This window comes from Nonomuraea salmonea, assembly GCF_042428605.1.
Taxonomy (GTDB): Bacteria; Actinomycetota; Actinomycetes; order Streptosporangiales; family Streptosporangiaceae; genus Nonomuraea; species Nonomuraea salmonea.
The window spans coordinates 952,833-968,474 of sequence record NZ_JBHMCF010000011.1; the positions used below are offsets into that span (position 1 = coordinate 952,833).

The 15,642-nt window shown below is 72.3% G+C and carries 16 protein-coding genes and 1 riboswitch; of the genes, 1 reads left to right on the forward strand and 15 read right to left on the reverse strand.

What is annotated here, in order from left to right; all coding sequences use genetic code 11:
- Nucleotide 1: 1 nt before the first annotated feature.
- The 5 genes from efp to ACFFR3_RS14775 all read right to left on the reverse strand — a co-directional run bounded on the left by efp (nt 2) and on the right by ACFFR3_RS14775 (nt 6,087).
- Nucleotides 2–562, reverse strand: coding sequence for an elongation factor P (gene efp, locus ACFFR3_RS14755; protein WP_345401287.1), 561 nt, complete (start codon nt 560–562; stop codon nt 2–4).
- Nucleotides 563–588: 26 nt separating this feature from the next.
- Complete coding sequence (locus ACFFR3_RS14760) at nt 589–1,653, reverse strand: M24 family metallopeptidase (RefSeq protein WP_379483280.1); 1,065 nt, start codon at nt 1,651–1,653, stop codon at nt 589–591.
- A 108-nt stretch (nt 1,654–1,761) separates the two neighbouring features.
- A complete protein-coding gene (locus tag ACFFR3_RS14765) occupies nt 1,762–3,405 on the reverse strand; it encodes a serine/threonine-protein kinase (protein ID WP_379483281.1) in 1,644 nt (547 codons plus the stop codon).
- 149 nt (nt 3,406–3,554) lie between these two features.
- Complete coding sequence (locus ACFFR3_RS14770; protein WP_364365997.1) at nt 3,555–4,835, reverse strand: dicarboxylate/amino acid:cation symporter; 1,281 nt, start codon at nt 4,833–4,835, stop codon at nt 3,555–3,557.
- A gap of 211 nt (nt 4,836–5,046) precedes the next feature.
- Entirely contained in the window at nt 5,047–6,087 is a 1,041-nt protein-coding gene (locus tag ACFFR3_RS14775; RefSeq protein ID WP_379483282.1) for an LLM class F420-dependent oxidoreductase, read from the reverse strand.
- Between the two features lie 91 nt (nt 6,088–6,178).
- Here ACFFR3_RS14775 and ACFFR3_RS14780 point away from each other — a divergent pair, with 91 nt between their 5' ends.
- Nucleotides 6,179–7,066, forward strand: coding sequence for an endonuclease/exonuclease/phosphatase family protein (locus tag ACFFR3_RS14780; protein ID WP_364365991.1), 888 nt, complete (start codon nt 6,179–6,181; stop codon nt 7,064–7,066).
- Here the strand turns inward: ACFFR3_RS14780 and ACFFR3_RS14785 are convergent.
- Genes ACFFR3_RS14785 through ribD form a run of 10 tightly spaced genes read right to left on the reverse strand, consistent with a single transcriptional unit; the run spans nt 7,063 to nt 15,356 of the window.
- Nucleotides 7,063–7,632 carry a nucleotidyltransferase family protein gene (locus ACFFR3_RS14785; protein ID WP_364365988.1) on the reverse strand — a complete coding sequence of 190 codons (570 nt, stop codon included), beginning with the start codon at nt 7,630–7,632 and terminating at the stop codon, nt 7,063–7,065. The two genes, ACFFR3_RS14780 and ACFFR3_RS14785, sit on opposite strands and share 4 nt — an antisense overlap.
- Nucleotides 7,629–8,720 (reverse strand): XdhC family protein, encoded by a 1,092-nt coding sequence (locus tag ACFFR3_RS14790; protein WP_364365985.1) that lies wholly within the window; start codon nt 8,718–8,720, stop codon nt 7,629–7,631. Before ACFFR3_RS14790 ends, ACFFR3_RS14785 begins: the two co-directional genes overlap by 4 nt.
- Nucleotides 8,713–9,792 (reverse strand): vWA domain-containing protein, encoded by a 1,080-nt coding sequence (locus tag ACFFR3_RS14795; RefSeq protein ID WP_345401267.1) that lies wholly within the window; start codon nt 9,790–9,792, stop codon nt 8,713–8,715. Before ACFFR3_RS14795 ends, ACFFR3_RS14790 begins: the two co-directional genes overlap by 8 nt.
- Complete coding sequence (locus tag ACFFR3_RS14800; protein ID WP_379483283.1) at nt 9,785–10,690, reverse strand: AAA family ATPase; 906 nt, start codon at nt 10,688–10,690, stop codon at nt 9,785–9,787. Before ACFFR3_RS14800 ends, ACFFR3_RS14795 begins: the two co-directional genes overlap by 8 nt.
- Nucleotides 10,691–10,738: 48 nt before the next feature.
- Nucleotides 10,739–11,194 (reverse strand): PH domain-containing protein, encoded by a 456-nt coding sequence (locus ACFFR3_RS14805; RefSeq protein ID WP_364365976.1) that lies wholly within the window; start codon nt 11,192–11,194, stop codon nt 10,739–10,741.
- A 10-nt stretch (nt 11,195–11,204) separates the two neighbouring features.
- Complete coding sequence (ribH, locus tag ACFFR3_RS14810; protein ID WP_345401261.1) at nt 11,205–11,693, reverse strand: 6,7-dimethyl-8-ribityllumazine synthase; 489 nt, start codon at nt 11,691–11,693, stop codon at nt 11,205–11,207.
- On the reverse strand, nt 11,690–12,907 hold the full coding sequence (locus ACFFR3_RS14815) for a bifunctional 3,4-dihydroxy-2-butanone-4-phosphate synthase/GTP cyclohydrolase II (protein WP_345409685.1): 1,218 nt from the start codon (nt 12,905–12,907) through the stop codon (nt 11,690–11,692). Before ACFFR3_RS14815 ends, ribH begins: the two co-directional genes overlap by 4 nt.
- Nucleotides 12,904–13,590 (reverse strand): nicotinamide mononucleotide transporter family protein, encoded by a 687-nt coding sequence (locus ACFFR3_RS14820; RefSeq protein WP_364365967.1) that lies wholly within the window; start codon nt 13,588–13,590, stop codon nt 12,904–12,906. The genes ACFFR3_RS14815 and ACFFR3_RS14820 overlap by 4 nt, the downstream gene beginning before the upstream one ends.
- The gene (locus ACFFR3_RS14825) at nt 13,587–14,174 is read right to left on the reverse strand and encodes a riboflavin synthase (protein ID WP_345401258.1); all 588 of its coding nucleotides are present in this window, start codon (nt 14,172–14,174) and stop codon (nt 13,587–13,589) included. The genes ACFFR3_RS14820 and ACFFR3_RS14825 overlap by 4 nt, the downstream gene beginning before the upstream one ends.
- Nucleotides 14,175–15,356, reverse strand: a complete 1,182-nt coding sequence (ribD, locus tag ACFFR3_RS14830; protein WP_379483284.1) for a bifunctional diaminohydroxyphosphoribosylaminopyrimidine deaminase/5-amino-6-(5-phosphoribosylamino)uracil reductase RibD — start codon at nt 15,354–15,356, stop codon at nt 14,175–14,177.
- Nucleotides 15,357–15,466: 110 nt separating this feature from the next.
- A riboswitch (FMN riboswitch) is annotated at nt 15,467–15,597 on the reverse strand.
- Nucleotides 15,598–15,642: the final 45 nt, after the last annotated feature.

A 15,642-nucleotide genomic window follows, 5' to 3' on the forward strand; every position in this document is an offset into this window, starting at 1 on the left:
CTCAGGCCCGGCCGAGGTATTCGCCGCTGCGGGTGTCGACCTTGACCTTCTCGCCGGTGGTGATGAACAGCGGCACCTTGATCTCGGCGCCGGTCTCCAGCGTGGCCGGCTTGGTGCCGCCGGTGGAGCGGTCGCCCTGCAGGCCGGGCTCGGTGTTGGAGATGGTCAGCTCGACGGCGGCGGGCAGGTCGACGTAGAGCGCGGAGCCCTCGTTGAACGCGACCGTGGCCAGAGTGTTCTCCAGCATGTAGTTGGCCGCGGTGCCGACGGTGCCGGCCGGCACGTTGACCATGTCGTAGGTCTCGGTGTCCATGAACACGAAGTCGTCGCCGTCCTTGTACGAGTACTGCATCTCGCGCTTGTCGACGTTGGCCACCTCGACCTTCACCCCGGCGTTGAAGGTCTTGTCGACGACCTTGCCGGAGAGGACGTTCTTGAGCTTGGTGCGCACGAACGCGCCGCCCTTGCCCGGCTTGACGTGCTGGAACTCGACAACGCTCCAGAGCTCACCGCCCTCGAGCTTCAGCACCATGCCGTTCTTGAGGTCGTTGGTCGTCGCCACTCGTTCTTCTCCCGCGTGCGGCCGCTCTAAAGGACGAGCAGCTCCTTGGTCGTCTTGGTGAAGAGTTCCGGCCCGCCCTCACGTGTCACGAGCGTGTCCTCGATGCGAACCCCGCCCCGGTCCGGGAGGTAGACCCCCGGCTCGACGGTGATCGGAACTCGATCCTCTAGTCTACCGGTCCTCGACGGGCCGAGGAACGGCTCCTCATGGATCTCCAGGCCGACACCGTGTCCGAGACCGTGCCTGAAGTGCTCGCCGTGGCCCGCCAGCGCCACGATCGACCTGGCCGCGGAGTCGACCTCCCTGGCCCCGGCGCCCGGGGTCAGGGCATGCCGTCCGGCGCGCTGGGCCTCGGCGACGAGGTCGTACAGCTCGCGCTGCCAGGCGGCGGGCGGGCCCAGGCTGACGGTGCGGGTCATGTCGGCGTGGTAGCCCTGGTAGCGGGCGCCGAAGTCGATGGTGACCAGGTCTCCGGCGCGCAGCTCGCGGCCGGTGGGGCTGTGGTGCGGCACCGCGCCGTTCTCCCCCGCCGCCACGATCGTGTCGAACGCGGGCTTGTCGGCGCCCAGCTCGGCCATCCGCTGCTCCAGCAGGCGGGCCAGCTCGCGCTCGGTCATGCCGGGGGCGATGCGCGGCGCGACGTCCGCGAACGCCTGGTCGGTGAGCGCGCAGGCGGTGCGGATGAGGTCGAGCTCCTGCTCGTCCTTGACCGCGCGCAGCCGCTCCACGACCGGCCCGAGCGGCACGAGACCCTCGCCCAACCGCAGGTATGTGGCCACGCTCATGCACCCCGCCTCGATGCCCACCCCTCTGGTGCCCTCCTGCGCGCCGGGGCTGGGTGTGAGCAGCCGCGCCGCGACGTCGGCCGCCTCCACCACGGGCAGGTCGAGCGCCCTGGCCGCGCCGATGTAACGGTTGTCGGTGGCCAGCACCGCGCCGCCGTCGGCGCCCACCAGGACGGCGGCGTTGGAGCTGGCCAGGCCGGTCAGATAGCGGACGTTGACCGGCGAGGTGACGAGCAGCGCGTGGACCTCGTGGCCGGCCAGCGACTCGGCCAGCCGCGCCCGCCGCGCCGCGTAGTCGAAGGTCATTCCGCCAATCTACGCCCCCCGGGCGACAAGGACACCGTCCGCACACGCTCACCCCGCCTGTCCCGGGCGGGCTCCCGGGCGGGCTCCCAGGCGGGCTCCCAGGCTGGGTCAGTGGCCGGGCAGGCGCCAGTCGCGCATGAACTCGGCAGCCGGGCCGGAGGACCGCATGTCGCCCTTCTCCTGGGCCCGCAGCAGGTCGCGGTAGACGCCTGCCACGTGGTTGAGCGTCGAGTCCAGGTGGCCTTCGCCGAGCTTCCTCGCGGCCTTCCTGAGCTTCTCGCGGGCCTTGCCGGAGACGCGGGGGTCGATGCCGCCCGTCGCCTCCTGCGCCATCAGGGCCTGGTCGAAGCGCTGGAGCCAGGTGCCGTACCCGCCGGCCGGCTCGGACCTGCCGCCGAGGGTGGCCTTGGGGGTCACGGCCTCGTTCAGCGAGGTGATGTCGTCCTCGCCGATCGTGGCCACGGTCTCCGGCGTGGGGTCGGGGCTGGGCGGCGGTGAGCTGGGCTCCACCTCCTGCAGCGTGTCGGTCGGGACGACGGTGGGGGTGGGCTCCGCGACCGGCTGCTCCTCGCGCTGTCCCGCGATCGAGACCATGACCACGGTCACGGCCGCGATGACGGCGACGGCGATGCCGATCTGCAGGATCAGCTTGCGGTTACGGGCTCCCGACGGCGGCTCGGGCTCCAGGTCGGCGGCCTGGAAGACGGCGGTGTCACCGGCCCGCGGCGGAACGGCGTAGACCTCGGTGGCGCCGGCCCCCTGCCCGAGCCCGGCCCCGCGCAGCGAGGCCCCGGTCTGCGGCATCCCCCCGGGCCCAGGACCGGGACCGGCCTGGGGCGGGGCGCCGCCGTGCGGAAAGGCACCGGTCTGCGGCGGGACGCCGCCGTGCGGAAAGGCACCGGTCTGGGGCGGGACGCCGCCGTCGGGGAAGGCGCCGTCGGGGAAGGCACCGGTCTGGGGCGGCGCGGCGGGCTTGGGGCGGGCGATGGCGGCGAGCGTACGCCTGATGGACTCGCCACTGCCCGGCCGCCTGGCCGGGTCGTCGGCGAGCATGGCGAGCACCAGCCGGTCCAGCTCGGCGGGCACTTCGGCCCTGATGCCGCCGGGCGGCGCCACCTGACCCCTGGGCGCGTCGTCGTCGAAGGGCGGGCGCCCGCACAGCAGCTCGTAGCAGACGCAGCCCAGCGCGTAGATGTCGCCCGGCGCCTCGGCGGGCTCGCCGGGGACCCGCTCGGGGGCGGCGTAGCGGCCGCTGCCGCGTACGGGCTCGCGCCCGTCCATCCCGAACCCGACGACCTTGAGCACGCCGCTGGCGGCCATCCTGAAGGCGTCGGGATCGACCTGCCCGTGCACGACGCCGGCCCGGTGCGCGGCGTCGAGGCCGGCGGCGGCCTGCCCGATCAGGTCGCACACCTCGACGATGGTCAGGCTGCCGCGCGCGGCCAGCTCCTCGCCCAGGCTGAGCCCGGTCAGGTGCTCCATGACGAGGAACGGCGCCCCGTCGTGCTCTCCGACGTCCAGGACCATGGCGACGTTGGGGTGGATGACCTTGGCGACGGCCTGGGCGTGCTGCCTGAGCACCTCACGGGTGGCCGGGCCGGCCGCTCTGGCGCCGAGCACCTTGACGGCCACGACCCAGTCGGCCCGCGTGTCGTACCCCCGCCACACCTCGCCCATCGGGCCGCTGCCGATGCGCTCGTCGAGCCGGTACCGGCCGGCGATCAAGGAGGGCGCGCGCTCCGCGTCGGACATATCCCCGCCAAATACTTAGAAATCAGGATTATCAGGATTTCCGACTTACCATAGGCCCCCGCGGCCCCCGACGCCCCGCGTACACGCTGCCAGGCCGCGTACGGGCAGGAAAAAGGGGGGCGGTGCACCCGCCCCCCTTTTTCACGGACTCAGGCCGTCGCGGGCTCCGCCACGCGGGCCACGCGCGGCTGGTCGAGCGGCTGCGGCGGCGCGTTGAACACGGCCGTGTCGAGGCGGCCCTCCGAGCGCGCCACCAGCACCGGGACGACCATCTGCCCGGTCACGTTGGTCGCGGTGCGGATCATGTCCAGGATCGGGTCGATGGCCAGCAGCAGGCCGACGCCCTCGAGCGGCAGGCCCAGCGTGCTGAGCGTGAGCGTCAGCATGACGGTCGCGCCGGTCAGGCCCGCCGTGGCGGCCGAGCCGACCACCGAGACGAACGCGATGAGCAGGTAGTCGCCCACCCCGAGCTGGATGCCGAACACCTGGGCCACGAAGATCGCGGCGAGCGCCGGGTAGACCGAGGCGCAGCCGTCCATCTTGGTGGTCGCGCCGAACGGCACGGCGAACGAGGCGTAGTCGGCGTCCACGCCGTTGCGCTCGACCGAGACCCGCTGCGTCAGCGGCAGCGTGCCGACCGAGGAGCGGGAGACGAACGCCAGCTCGATCGCGGGCCAGGCGTTGCGGAAGAACCGGACGGGGCTCACCTTGCCCCAGAAGGCCAGCAGCGCCGGGTAGACGGCGAGCAGCACGATGAAGCAGCCGATGTAGACGCCGGCGCTGAACTTGGCGAGCGGCGCGAGCAGGTCCCACCCGTACGTGGAGACGGCCTTGCCGATCAGGCCGGCGGTGCCGATGGGGGCGAGCCTGATGACCCACCACAGCGCCTTCTGCACCAGCTCCAGGACGGAACGGGCGAGGTTCAGGAACGGCTCGGCCTTGTCGCCGGCGGCCAGGGCGGCCGCGCCGAGCACGACGCCGAGGAAGACGATCTGGAGGACCTCCACCTCGGTGAAGGCGGTGACGATGTTCGTGGGCAGGATGCCGGTGACGAAGTCGAGCCAGGTGCCGGCGTGCTCGGGCGCCTTGGCCGCGCCGGTGTCGAGGGTGACGCCCTGGCCGGGGTTGATGAGCAGGCCGAGCCCGATCGCCAGCGCCACCGAGACGGCCGCGGTGATGAGGAACCAGACCAGCGTCTTGGTGGCGAGCCTGGCGGCGCCGTTGACGTTGCGCAGGTTGGCCACGCTGACCAGGACCGCGGTGAAGACGAGTGGCGGTACGGCGAGCTTGAGCAGCTGGACGAAGATCGAGCCGACCTTGGTGAGTGTCTCGGTGAGCCAGGCGACGTCCCAGATCTTGGCGACGAAGCCGAGGGCGATGCCGACGGCGAGGCCCAGCAGCAACTGCAGGGAGAAGGTGAATCTCTTCACGGGGGGATGCCTTCGCATGCGGGCATGCCAGAGGCATGCCGGGGTGAGGGAGTTGACGACAGGGACGAGAGCGGCGTCAGCTACAGAGCGATCCGTGCAGCCTGCACAGATCGATGTGCAGCCGCTCGATGAGCCACACGATCACCACGGAAAACCTCACAGCCCGGCATAACCATCAGGAAATGTGGCAAATTCCCTGATGAAGTGTGATCTACGACACAATCTCCTTGATCTGCTCGATGAGCCTGACCCGGTCCTCGTGCGTCTTGGCGATCGGCGCCACATTCAGGGTGGTCACCCCCGACTCCTTCAGCGCCCGCACCCGGTCGCGCACGAAGCCCTCGCTGCCGATGAGCGACGTCTTCTCCAGCAGCTCGGCCGGGACCAGCGCGGCGGCCTCGTCCTTCTTGCCCTCCAGGTAGAGGTCCTGGATCTGCTCGGCCTCCTTCTCGTAGCCGTAGCGCCTGGCCAGGTCGTTGTAGAAGTTGCGGCCCTTGGCGCCCATGCCGCCGATGTAGAGGGCGGCCATCGGCCGGCCGAACTCGCGCAGCCCCGCCACGTCGTCGCCGATCGCCAGCGTGGCGTGCGCGACGACGTCGAGCTCGCCCAGCTCGGGGTCGCGCTTCGCCTTCCCCGCGGCCAGCGAGGCGCCCCAGACGTCGGCGGCCTTCTCCGGCAGGTAGAAGATCGGCTCCCAGCCCTCGGCCAGCTCGGCGGTCAGCTCGACGTTCTTGGGGCCGATGGCGGCGATCATGATGGGGATGCGGGGGCGTACGGGGTGGTTGATCAGCTTCAGCGGCTTGCCCAGACCGGTGCCCTGGTCGGGCGGGAGCGGCACGGTGTAGTGGCGGCCGTCGTACTGGACGCGCTCGCGCCGCCAGACCTGCCGGCAGATCTCGATGACCTCCCGCGTACGCCCGAGCGGCGCGGTGTACGGCACCCCGTGGAAGCCCTCGATCACCTGCGGCCCCGACGCGCCGAGCCCCAGCGTGAACCGCCCGTCGGAGACGTAGTCGAGCCCGGCGGCCGTCATGGCGAGCAGCGTCGGCGTGCGCGAGTAGATCGGCAGGATGCCGGAGGCGATCTGCAGCCGTTCGGTCCTGGCCGCGATGTAGCCCATCTGGCTGACGGCGTCGAAGGAGTAGGCCTCGGCCACGAACACGATGTCCAGCCCGGCCTTCTCGTAGTCGGCCAGCTCGGCCACCGACTCCTTGAAGCCGCCCGCGTAGTTGAGTGCCATACCGATGCGCATTCAGGGCTCCCACTGACCGAATGATGTTCTGTTGAGACGGCACCATGCTATCGCGCCGGTGCGCCGGGCAGGAGCGGCTAGCCTGGATCAGGTGCTGAAGCGGGTCGTCATCGTCGTCTCCGTCGTGGTTTCCGCGGCCCTGGCGGGCCATCGGCTGATCCCGGCGCTGGGTGGGTTCACCCCCGTCCTGGAGAGCCTGCTGCCGTGGATGGGCCTCGCGGTGCCGCTGCTGCTGGCCTTCGCCGCCGTCGCCCGCTCGACCGGCGCGGTGGCCGCCGCGCTGCTGCCCGGCCTGATCTGGGCCGCCATGTTCGGCTCCACGCTGCTGCGCACCCCGCCTGGCGGTCCGAGCGACCTGGCCGTGGGCACCGTCAACGTGGGGGTGACCAACAACGCGTCGGGCGAGGCCGTACGCGCCATCGCCAAGGACCTCGACCTGCTGGCCGCACAGGAGCTGACCAGGGGCGGCCCGGCGGCCAAGCAGCTCAACAAGATGTTCAAACACCACTACGCGGTCAGCACGGTCGGGCTGTGGAGCCGCTACCCGCTCAGCGAGACCAAGCCGCTCGACGTCGGCATGGGCTGGCCGCGCGCCCTGCGGGCGGTCGTCACCACCCCCAAGGGCAAGGTCACCGTCTACGTCATGCACCTCGCCTCGGCCAGGCCGGGACACACCACCTCGCGCGACGTCTCGCTGGCCAGGGCGCGCGAGCTCGTCGACGCCGACCCGAGCAAGCGCATCCTGCTGCTCGGCGACCTCAACACCGCCACCACCGACCGCGGCATGAGCGGCCTGACGCCGCCGCTGACCGACGCGCAGAGCGAGGCGGGCGACGGGTTCGGGTTCACCTGGCCGGCCGAGTTCCCGATCACCAGGCCCGACCACATCCTCCACCGCGGCATGACGGCGACCGAGGCGGGCGTGGCGCCCGCCACGGGCAGCGACCACCGCGCCGCGATCGCCTCCCTGCGCTTCTAGGAGCGGGGCAGCAGCCGGTCGAGGTCGGCGGGCGTGTCGATGTCGGACGGGTCGCCGTGCCCGTCGCACGGCACCTCGGTGACCAGCTCGGGATGAGCCTTCAGGTACGCCCGCGCCCCCACGTCGCCCACGGCCAGCTCCGCCACCCCGGCGAAGTGCGTACGGGCGATCAGCACCGGGTTGCGGCGCCGCCCGCCGTACGTGGCGACCGCCAGCCCCGCCCCCGAGCCGATCAGCGCGCGCACCGCGCCGGGCCCGATCAGCGGCTGGTCCACCAGCGCCACCACCACCGCCTCCGCCTGCGCGGGCAGCGCGGCCAGCCCGGCGCGCAGCGAGGAGCCCATGCCGCTCGCCCAGTCGGGGTTGCGCACGGTCACCGCGCCCCGCACCTGCACCGTGGCCGCGCCCAGCACGACCACGACGGGATGGCAGCCGCCCTCGGCCAGCAGCCGCACGCCGCGATCGACGAGCCGCTCACCGGCGTACTCGACCAGCGCCTTCGGCCGCCCGAGCCGCGACCCCTCGCCCGCGGCCAGCAGCAGCCCGGCCACCCGCGCGTCCCTCACGGCGTCTCGTGGTGGATGCGGCCCTCCGTGGTGGTCAGCGGCCGGCCGGAGCCGCCCCAGCGCAGCTGGATCAGCTCGGCGGCGATCGACACCGCGGTCTCCTCGGGGGTGCGGGCGCCGAGGTCGAGCCCGATGGGCGAACGCAGCCTGGCCAGCTCGTCCTCGGTGAGCCCCGACTCGCGCAGCCGCGCCATGCGGTCGTCGTGGGTGCGGCGCGAGCCCATGGCGCCGATGTAGCCCGCGTTCGTGCGCAGCGCCACCTCCAGCAGCGGCACGTCGAACTTGGGGTCGTGGGTCAGCACGCAGATCACCGTACGCTCGTCCACCTGCACCGAGGCGAGGTAGTCGTGCGGCCACTTGACCACGACCTCGTCGGCGTCGGGGAAGCGCTTGGCGGTGGCGAAGACCGGCCGGGCGTCGCACACGGTGACGTGGTAGCCGAGGAACTTGCCCACCCTGGCGACGGCGGCGGCGAAGTCGATCGCCCCGAACACGAGCATCCGCGGCGGCGGCGCGAACGACTGCACGAACACCGCGAGGTCGTCCAGCCGCCGCTCCCCCTGACCGCCGTAGTGCCGCAGGCCGGTCAGGCCCTGGGCGAGCATGCCGCGGGCGTCGTCGTCCACGGCCGCGTCGAGGCGCTCCAGGCCGAGGCTGCCGGTGGCGTGGTCGGGCCAGATGATCCGGCGGGCGCCGACCTGGCCAGGCCCCGAGACGATGGTGGCCACGGCGACCGGGCGGTGCTCCTCCACCGCCGCCGCGATCTCGCCCAGCTCGGGGAAGGTCTCGATCGAGACCGGCTCGACGAGGATGTCGATGATGCCGCCGCAGGTGAGGCCGACGGCGAAGGCGTCGTCGTCGCTGACGCCGTACCGCTGCAGCAGGGGCGCGTCGGCCTCGGCGGCCAGCTCGAAGACCGCGCCCTCCACGCAGCCGCCCGAGACGCTGCCGACCACCTCGTCGCCGCGCACCGCCATGGCCGCGCCGGGCTGCCGTGGTGCGCTGCTCCAGGTGCCCACCACGGTGGCCAGTCCGAACTTGAGCCCCGACCGCCACCACTTCATGATCTCCGGCAGCACGTCACGCATGGGCGAGCCTTTCGCTGAGTCGCTCGTACGCGGCCAGGCTGTGCCCGGCCACCAGGTCGTCGAGGTGGGGCAGTGCGGCCCGCATGCCGCCCGTGAGCGGCTGGTAGTCGTCGTACCCCTTGTGCGGATTGACCCAGATCACCCGGCGCGCCTGCCGGGCGAGCCGGCCCATCTGGGTGCCCAGCAACGCGGGGTCGCCACGCTCCCACCCGTCGGAGGCGATCACCGCGATCGCGCCCCTGGCGCTGTAACGGCCGAGGAACTCCTTCAGTTCCGCACCGAGCCGGGTGCCGCCGCTCCAGTCGGGGATCACCTTGGACACCTCGTTGAGCGCCGTCCCGGGGTCTCGGTGGCGCAGCTCGGCGGTGATCGGGGTGAGCCTGGTGCCGACCGAGAAGACCCTGGTGGCCCTCGGCTCGGTCCTGACCAGCGCGTGGGCGAAGCGCAGCAGCGTCTCGGCGTACGGGGCCATCGAGCCGCTGACGTCCACGAACAGCACGACCTGGCGCGGCCTGGTGCTGTGCCTGCGGCGGCGGAGCCTGGCCACGTCGCCCTTCCTGAGCGCGTCGCGGACGGTGCGGCGCTGGTCGAGGCTCCCCCTGCGGGCGGGCTCGAACCGGCGCGAGCGGCGCCTGGCCCGGCCGTGGCTCAGCAGGGCGAGCATGCGGTGCACCTCGGCCCGCTCTGCCTCGCTCAGCCGGGCCACGTCGCGGTGCCGCAGCACCTCGGCCCTGCTGGCGGCGGCGGGCGCGGTGGTGCCGTCGTCCTCGCCGTCGCCGCCCTCGTCGCCATCGTGCTCGGCCAGGTGGCGGGTGACGGTCGCGGTCGCCGTACGGGTGAGCGCGGCCTTGTGGCCCCCGAAGTACGCGGCGAAGCAGCGGTCGTAGCGGGGCAGGTCGTCGGGCCCCGCGCACAACGTCAGCCGCCCGGCCCAGTAGACCTCGGCGGGGTCGGTCACGTCGAGGTGGCCGAGGGCTCCGAGCAGGTTCTGGGTGCGTTCGTGGTCGGCCGCGACGCCCGCGGCGCGCAGCGTCCTGGCGAACCCCGTCATGGTGGCGACCAGCTCACTCATGGCCCGGCAGCACCTTGTCCAGCAGCCCGTTGCCCAGCACCGCCGCGACGTCCTCCCGGTATTTCAGCGCCGCGCCCAGCGTGGCGGCGGCCCGTCCGGGGTCGAGCTCCTCGGCGCCGAGCGTCAGCAGCGCCTCGGTCCAGTCGAGCGTCTCGGCCACGCCCGGCGGTTTGACCAGGTCCGCCTGCCGCAGCCGGCCGGCCGCGCGGGCGACCTGCGCGGCCAGCGTCTCGGTGCAGGCGGGCAGGCGGCGCCGCAGGATCGCGACCTCGCGCTCGAAGCCGGGATGTTCGAGCCAGTGGTAGAGGCAGCGCCGCTTGAGCGCGTCGTGCACCTCGCGCGTCCTGTTGGAGGTCACCACGACCACCGGCGGGGTGGCGGCCTTCACCGTGCCCAGCTCGGGGATCGAGATCGTGAAGTCGGAGAGCACCTCGAGCAGGAACGCCTCGAACTCGTCGTCGGCCCGGTCGATCTCGTCCACCAGCAGCACGCTCGGCTGCGTCTCGATGGCCTTCAGCAGCGGCCTGGCGATGAGGAAGCGCCGGTCGTAGATCTCGCCCTCCAGCCGGCCCACGTCGGCGATGCCGGCGGCCTCGGCGGCCTTGAGGTGGAGGAGCTGGCGGGCGAAGTCCCAGTCGTACAGCGCCTGGGCGGCGTCCAGCCCCTCGTAGCACTGCAGCCTGATGAGCGGCGCGTCCAGCAGCGCGGCCAGCGTCTTGGCCAGCTCGGTCTTGCCGACCCCCGCCTCGCCTTCGAGGAACAGCGGCCGGCCCATGCGCAGGGCCAGGAAGGCGGCCGTGGCCAGCCCTTCGTCGGCCAGGTAAGAGTGCCGGTCGAGGAGCTCGATCAGCTCGTCGGGCGACTCGATGTCCGTTGCCCTGATTGTCCGCCGCAGCACGCCTTCAGGCTACGTCGCCACCGCGCTCCAGGCGATGGCCGGCGCGGATCATTGCGACTCGCGCGCCTCGCCACGCTCTTTGATCAGGGCCTCCAGCTCGGCGGTGGCCTGGCGGGCACGCGCCTTCTCGGAGCCCTGGATGCCCATCGCCCCGATCGTGCGCCCGTCGGAGAAGTCGATGCGCGGCCAGGGGTCGCCCACAAGCAGCGTCACCTCCAGGACCTCGGGCCAGGTGTAGCGGTGGGTGCGGACGGCGTTGACGATCGTGACGCCCTCGTCGTCGGCCTCGACCCTGACCCGGCCGAGCAGGTGCAGCACGTACGCCACCGCGCACCCGAACGCCACGATCGCCACCCGGTCGGCGATCTGGAACGGCGGCGCGATGAGCACCGCCATCACCACCGCCCCCACCACGATCAGCGCGGCGAAGCCGTAGGCGACGACGCGGGCCCGGCGCGGACGCCAGGTGACGGGCAGGGGCGGAGGGGATACGGGCTCTGACACGAAGGGAAACCTATCGCAGCCCGGCCTCGGAGACGCGGAGCCGGCGCAGCAGCAGGGCGGTCTCGAGGGCGGCGACGGCCGACTCGTACCCCTTGTCCTCTTTACTGCCGGGCAGGCCGGAGCGGTCGATCGCCTGCTCCATCGACTCGCAGGTGAGCACGCCGTTGCCGATCGGCGTCGCCTCATCCAGCGAGATCCGCGTCAGTCCGGACGTCACCGAGTCGCAGACGTAGTCGAAATGGGCGGTCTCCCCGCGGATGACCGCGCCCAGGGCCACCACCGCGTCGCACTGCCGCGCCAGCGCCTGGGCGACCACCGGGATCTCCAGCGACCCCGGCACCCGTACCACGGTCGCGCCGGCGCCGCTGTCGTCGCACGCCCGCAGCGCCCGCGCCACGAGCTGGTCGGTGATCGCGGCGTGCCAGCTCGCCGCCACCACGCCGACCGTCAGCCCCGCCGCGTCCGGCGCGCTCGCGACCGGCCGTCCTTCCCCGCTCATGACGCCTCCGAGATGTCGTGGCCGAGCCGTTCGCGCTTGGCCGTGAGATAACGCTCGTTGTACGGGTTCATCGCCACCGGCATCGGCTCCCTGCCGACGACCTTGATGCCGTAGCCGTCCATGCCCTTGAGCTTCGCCGGATTGTTGGTGAGCAGCCGGACGGACTTGACCCCGAGGTCGGCCAGGATCTGGCCGGCGTTGGAGAACTCCCGCGCGTCGACCGGCAGCCCCAGCTCGACGTTGGCGTCGACGGTGTCGCTGCCGTTGTCCTGCAGGCTGTACGCCTTGAGCTTGGCCAGCAGCCCGATCCCCCTGCCTTCGTGCCCGCGCAGGTAGATGACCACACCGCGGCCCTCGCGGGCGATGGCCGCCATGGCGTTGTCGAGCTGCACGCCGCAGTCGCAGCGCAGCGAGCCGAACACGTCGCCCGTCAGGCACTCGGAGTGGGCCCTGACCAGGATGTTCTCGCCGCCGGTCAGGTCGCCGTAGACGAGCGCGACGTGCTCGCCGCCGTCGAGGGCGCTGGCGTAGCCGTAGGCCCGCCACATCCCGTACGCGTTGGGCAGCCGCGTCTCGGCGACCCTGGTGACCATGCTCTCGGCCCGCCGCCGATGATCGACGAGCTGCTCGATGGAGACCAGCGCGAGGTCGTGCTCGTCGGCGAAGCGGCGCAGCTCGGGCAGCCTGGCCATGGTGCCGTCGTCGTTGACCACCTCGGCCAGCGCCCCGGCCGGCGACAGCCCGGCCAGCCTGGCGAGGTCGACCGCCGCCTCGGTGTGGCCGCGCCTGGCCAGCACCCCGCCCTCGTGGTAGCGCAGCGGGAAGACGTGGCCGGGCCGCACGAGCTCGTCCGGCTCGGTGGCCGAGTCGGCGAGCGTGCGGATGGTCCTGGCCCGGTCGGCCGCCGAGATGCCGGTGGTGACGCCGTCGCGGGCGTCCACGGTGATCGTGTACGCCGTGCGCATGCGCTCCTTGTTGTGGAAGACCATGAGCGGCAGGCCCAGCCTGTCGAGCTCCTTGCCCTCCATGGCCACGCAGATCATGCCGCTGGTGTGCCTGATCGTGAACGTGCACAGCTCGGGCGTGGCCTTCGAGGCGGCGAAGATGAGGTCGCCCTCGTTCTCGCGGCTCTCGTCGTCCACGACGACCACCGGCTTGCCGTTGCGGATGTCGTCGATCGCGCGCTCGATCGGGTCGAGCTTGATGTCACTCATCGGGCCACTCCCTCGGGGGCCGCTCCCCCGGTCACCGGCACGCTCAGCGGCGCGGATCGAGACTCCCGCAGCCACTTGACGAACCCGACCACCACCAGAACGAAGAACACGCCGTAGACGGCGCCCGAGACCACCAGCCCCGAGCTGAACGCCAGCGGCACCCCGACCAGGTCGACCGCCAGCCACACGATCCAGAAGTCCACCAGTGCCCGGCCCTGCGCCCAGGTCGCGAGCGCGCTGCCGACGAAGATGTAGGCGTCGGCGGCCACCAGGACCGCGCCCTCCGGCAGCGGCACGTGCGCGCCCCACGACAGGCCCGTCACCCAGAACACCACCGCGACCGCGATGGTGCCCACCACCGCGATGACGACCAGCAGCAGCCGCTCCCACCATGCGCCCTGCCTGATCGCCAGCCGCCTGCCGTCCTGGGTGCCGCGCCGCCAGGCGTACCACCCGTAGATCGCCAGGCCGGCGAACAGCACCTGCTTCAGCGCGTTGCCGGTGACGTGGGCGCTGATCGAGGCGATCAGCAGCAGCACCGCCCCGGCGAACTGCACCGGCCACGTCCACATCGACTTGCGCATCGCCAGCACGACCGTGGCCAGGGCTGCGATGTTGCCCACCAGGTCGGTCCACAACACATGCGTGCCGAATATCTCGAATCCGGCCTCGGCCCAGCTCACTTGCCCACCAGCCTCTCCACATACTTCGCGATCACGTCGACCTCGATGTTCACCACGTCACCCACCTGGCGCTCGCCCATGGTCGTCAGCTTGAGCGTGGTCGGGATCAGGCTCACGCCGAAGCTTTCGTCGTCAACCGTGGTGACCGTCAGGCTGATTCCGTCGATCGCGATCGAGCCCTTCTCCGCGACGTACGGGCTGAGCGCGGGCGGCAGCGTGAAGCGCAGGTCGTCCCAGCTCTCGCCGGGCTCGCGGGACAGCAGCACGGCGGTGCCGTCCACGTGGCCCTGCACGATGTGGCCGCCGAGGCGCTGGTCGGCGCGTACGGCGCGTTCGAGGTTCACCGCCGAGCCCTCTTTCAGGCCGCCCAGGGAGCTGCGGTCGAGCGACTCCCTGATCACGTCCACGGTGAACACGTCGTCCTTGACCTCGACCACGGTCAGGCAGACGCCGTTGACCGCGATGGAGTCGCCGTGCCCCGCGTCGGAGGTGACCAGCGGGCCGCGCACCGACAGCAGCGCGCCGCCGCCCGCCTGGTCGATGGCCGTCACTTCGCCCTTTTCCTCGATGATTCCGGTGAACATCTAGCGCTCCTCGCCTGGTTGCCGGTGGGTGGGGACGGGCCTGGCGATCAGCCGCACGTCCGGCCCGATTACGGAAATTTCGTCAAATGTCAGGCGGTGGAGCTCGCCGATCGTGCCCACCCCCGCCGTGCCCAGCGCGGCCCTTCCCGAGCCGAGCAGCGCGGGCGCCACGTACGCCACCACGCGGTCCACCAGCCCCTCGCGGACGAACGACCCGGCCAGCGCGGGACCGCCCTCCAGGAACACGCTCACCACCTGCCGCGCGGCCAGCTCCTTGAGCAGGGCCCGCAGGTCGAGCCCCGCGTCGTGGCGGGGCAGGCGCAGCAGGTCGGCCTTGAGGCCGGTGTCCACGTCGTCGGCCACCGCGATCAGCGTGGGGGCCCGGTCGTCGAGGACCCGCGCCGACGCGGGCGTGCGCGCGTCCGGATCCACGACCACCCGGAGCGGCCCCTTCTGGACACCGCTCGGGCCGGCCGCACCGCTAGGACCTGCCGCGCCGCTCGAACCTGCCGCGCCGCTCGAACCTGCCGCGCCGGCCGGGCGGGGCGGGCGGGCCGTCAGCTGGGGGTCGTCGGCCAGCACCGTGCCGATGCCGGCCATGACCGCGTCGGAGGCGGCCCGCAGGCGGTGCACGTCGGCCCGCGCCTCGGGCGAGGTGATCCATTGGCTGGTGCCGTCCTCGGCGGCCGACCTGCCGTCCAGCGTGGCGGCGAACTTCCACGTGACGTGGGAACGCCCGAGCCGGACGAAGGTCAGCCACTCCTCGTTGGCCCGCTCGGCGGCCTCGGCCAGCACCCCTGAGGTGACGGCCACGCCGTGGGCGCGCAGCCGCGCGGCACCGCCTGCGGCCTTGGGGTTGGGGTCGGGGACCGCGATCACGACGCGGGCCACGCCCGCCTCCAGCAGCGCCAGGCTGCACGGCCCGGTGCGGCCGGTGTGGTCGCAGGGCTCCAGCGTCACGTACGCGGTGCCGCCCCGCGCTCGCTCTCCCGCCTGCGCCAGGGCGACGACCTCGGCGTGCGGGCCGCCCGCGTACGCATGGAAGCCCTCGCCGGCGACCTGCCCCGCGGCGTCGAGCACGACGCAGCCGACGACGGGGTTGGGGGTGGTGCTGCCGTGTCCACGACCGGCCAGTTCGACGGCGCGCGCCATGTGCGCGGCGTCTTGCTCGGGTATCTCCACCCGGGTCTCCTACTCGCCAGTAGCTCCAAGCCACGGCGGGCCCCGGGGGATCTTTCGCCGAGACGCATGCCATACGTCACGGCAGGCGCCCGGCTGGGACACCGGACACCTCGCGCGCTTCCTCCCATCCGGACTTTAACCGTCGGTCCCGGAATTTCACCGGGTCAACCGGCCGATGGCATCGGCCGGGTCGCGGACTGTCACCGCCGGTTCGGACTTTCACCGACCCCGGAGCACGCTAGCTCTCTTTCGCCACCAGTCTGCCACGTCCTTCGCAAAGCACGCG

Bases quoted from the DNA above. Each gene is read 5' to 3' on its own strand.
- ACFFR3_RS14760 (WP_379483280.1), bottom strand. From the start codon at position 1,653: ATGACCTTCGACTACGCGGCGCGGCGGGCGCGGCTGGCCGAGTCGCTG.
- ACFFR3_RS14765 (WP_379483281.1), bottom strand. From the start codon at position 3,405: ATGTCCGACGCGGAGCGCGCGCCCTCCTTGATCGCCGGCCGGTACCGG.
- ACFFR3_RS14775 (WP_379483282.1), bottom strand. From the start codon at position 6,087: ATGCGCATCGGTATGGCACTCAACTACGCGGGCGGCTTCAAGGAGTCG.
- ACFFR3_RS14790 (WP_364365985.1), bottom strand. From the start codon at position 8,720: ATGCGTGACGTGCTGCCGGAGATCATGAAGTGGTGGCGGTCGGGGCTC.
- ACFFR3_RS14795 (WP_345401267.1), bottom strand. From the start codon at position 9,792: ATGAGTGAGCTGGTCGCCACCATGACGGGGTTCGCCAGGACGCTGCGC.
- ribH (WP_345401261.1), bottom strand. From the start codon at position 11,693: ATGAGCGGGGAAGGACGGCCGGTCGCGAGCGCGCCGGACGCGGCGGGG.
- ACFFR3_RS14815 (WP_345409685.1), bottom strand. From the start codon at position 12,907: ATGAGTGACATCAAGCTCGACCCGATCGAGCGCGCGATCGACGACATC.
- ACFFR3_RS14825 (WP_345401258.1), bottom strand. From the start codon at position 14,174: ATGTTCACCGGAATCATCGAGGAAAAGGGCGAAGTGACGGCCATCGAC.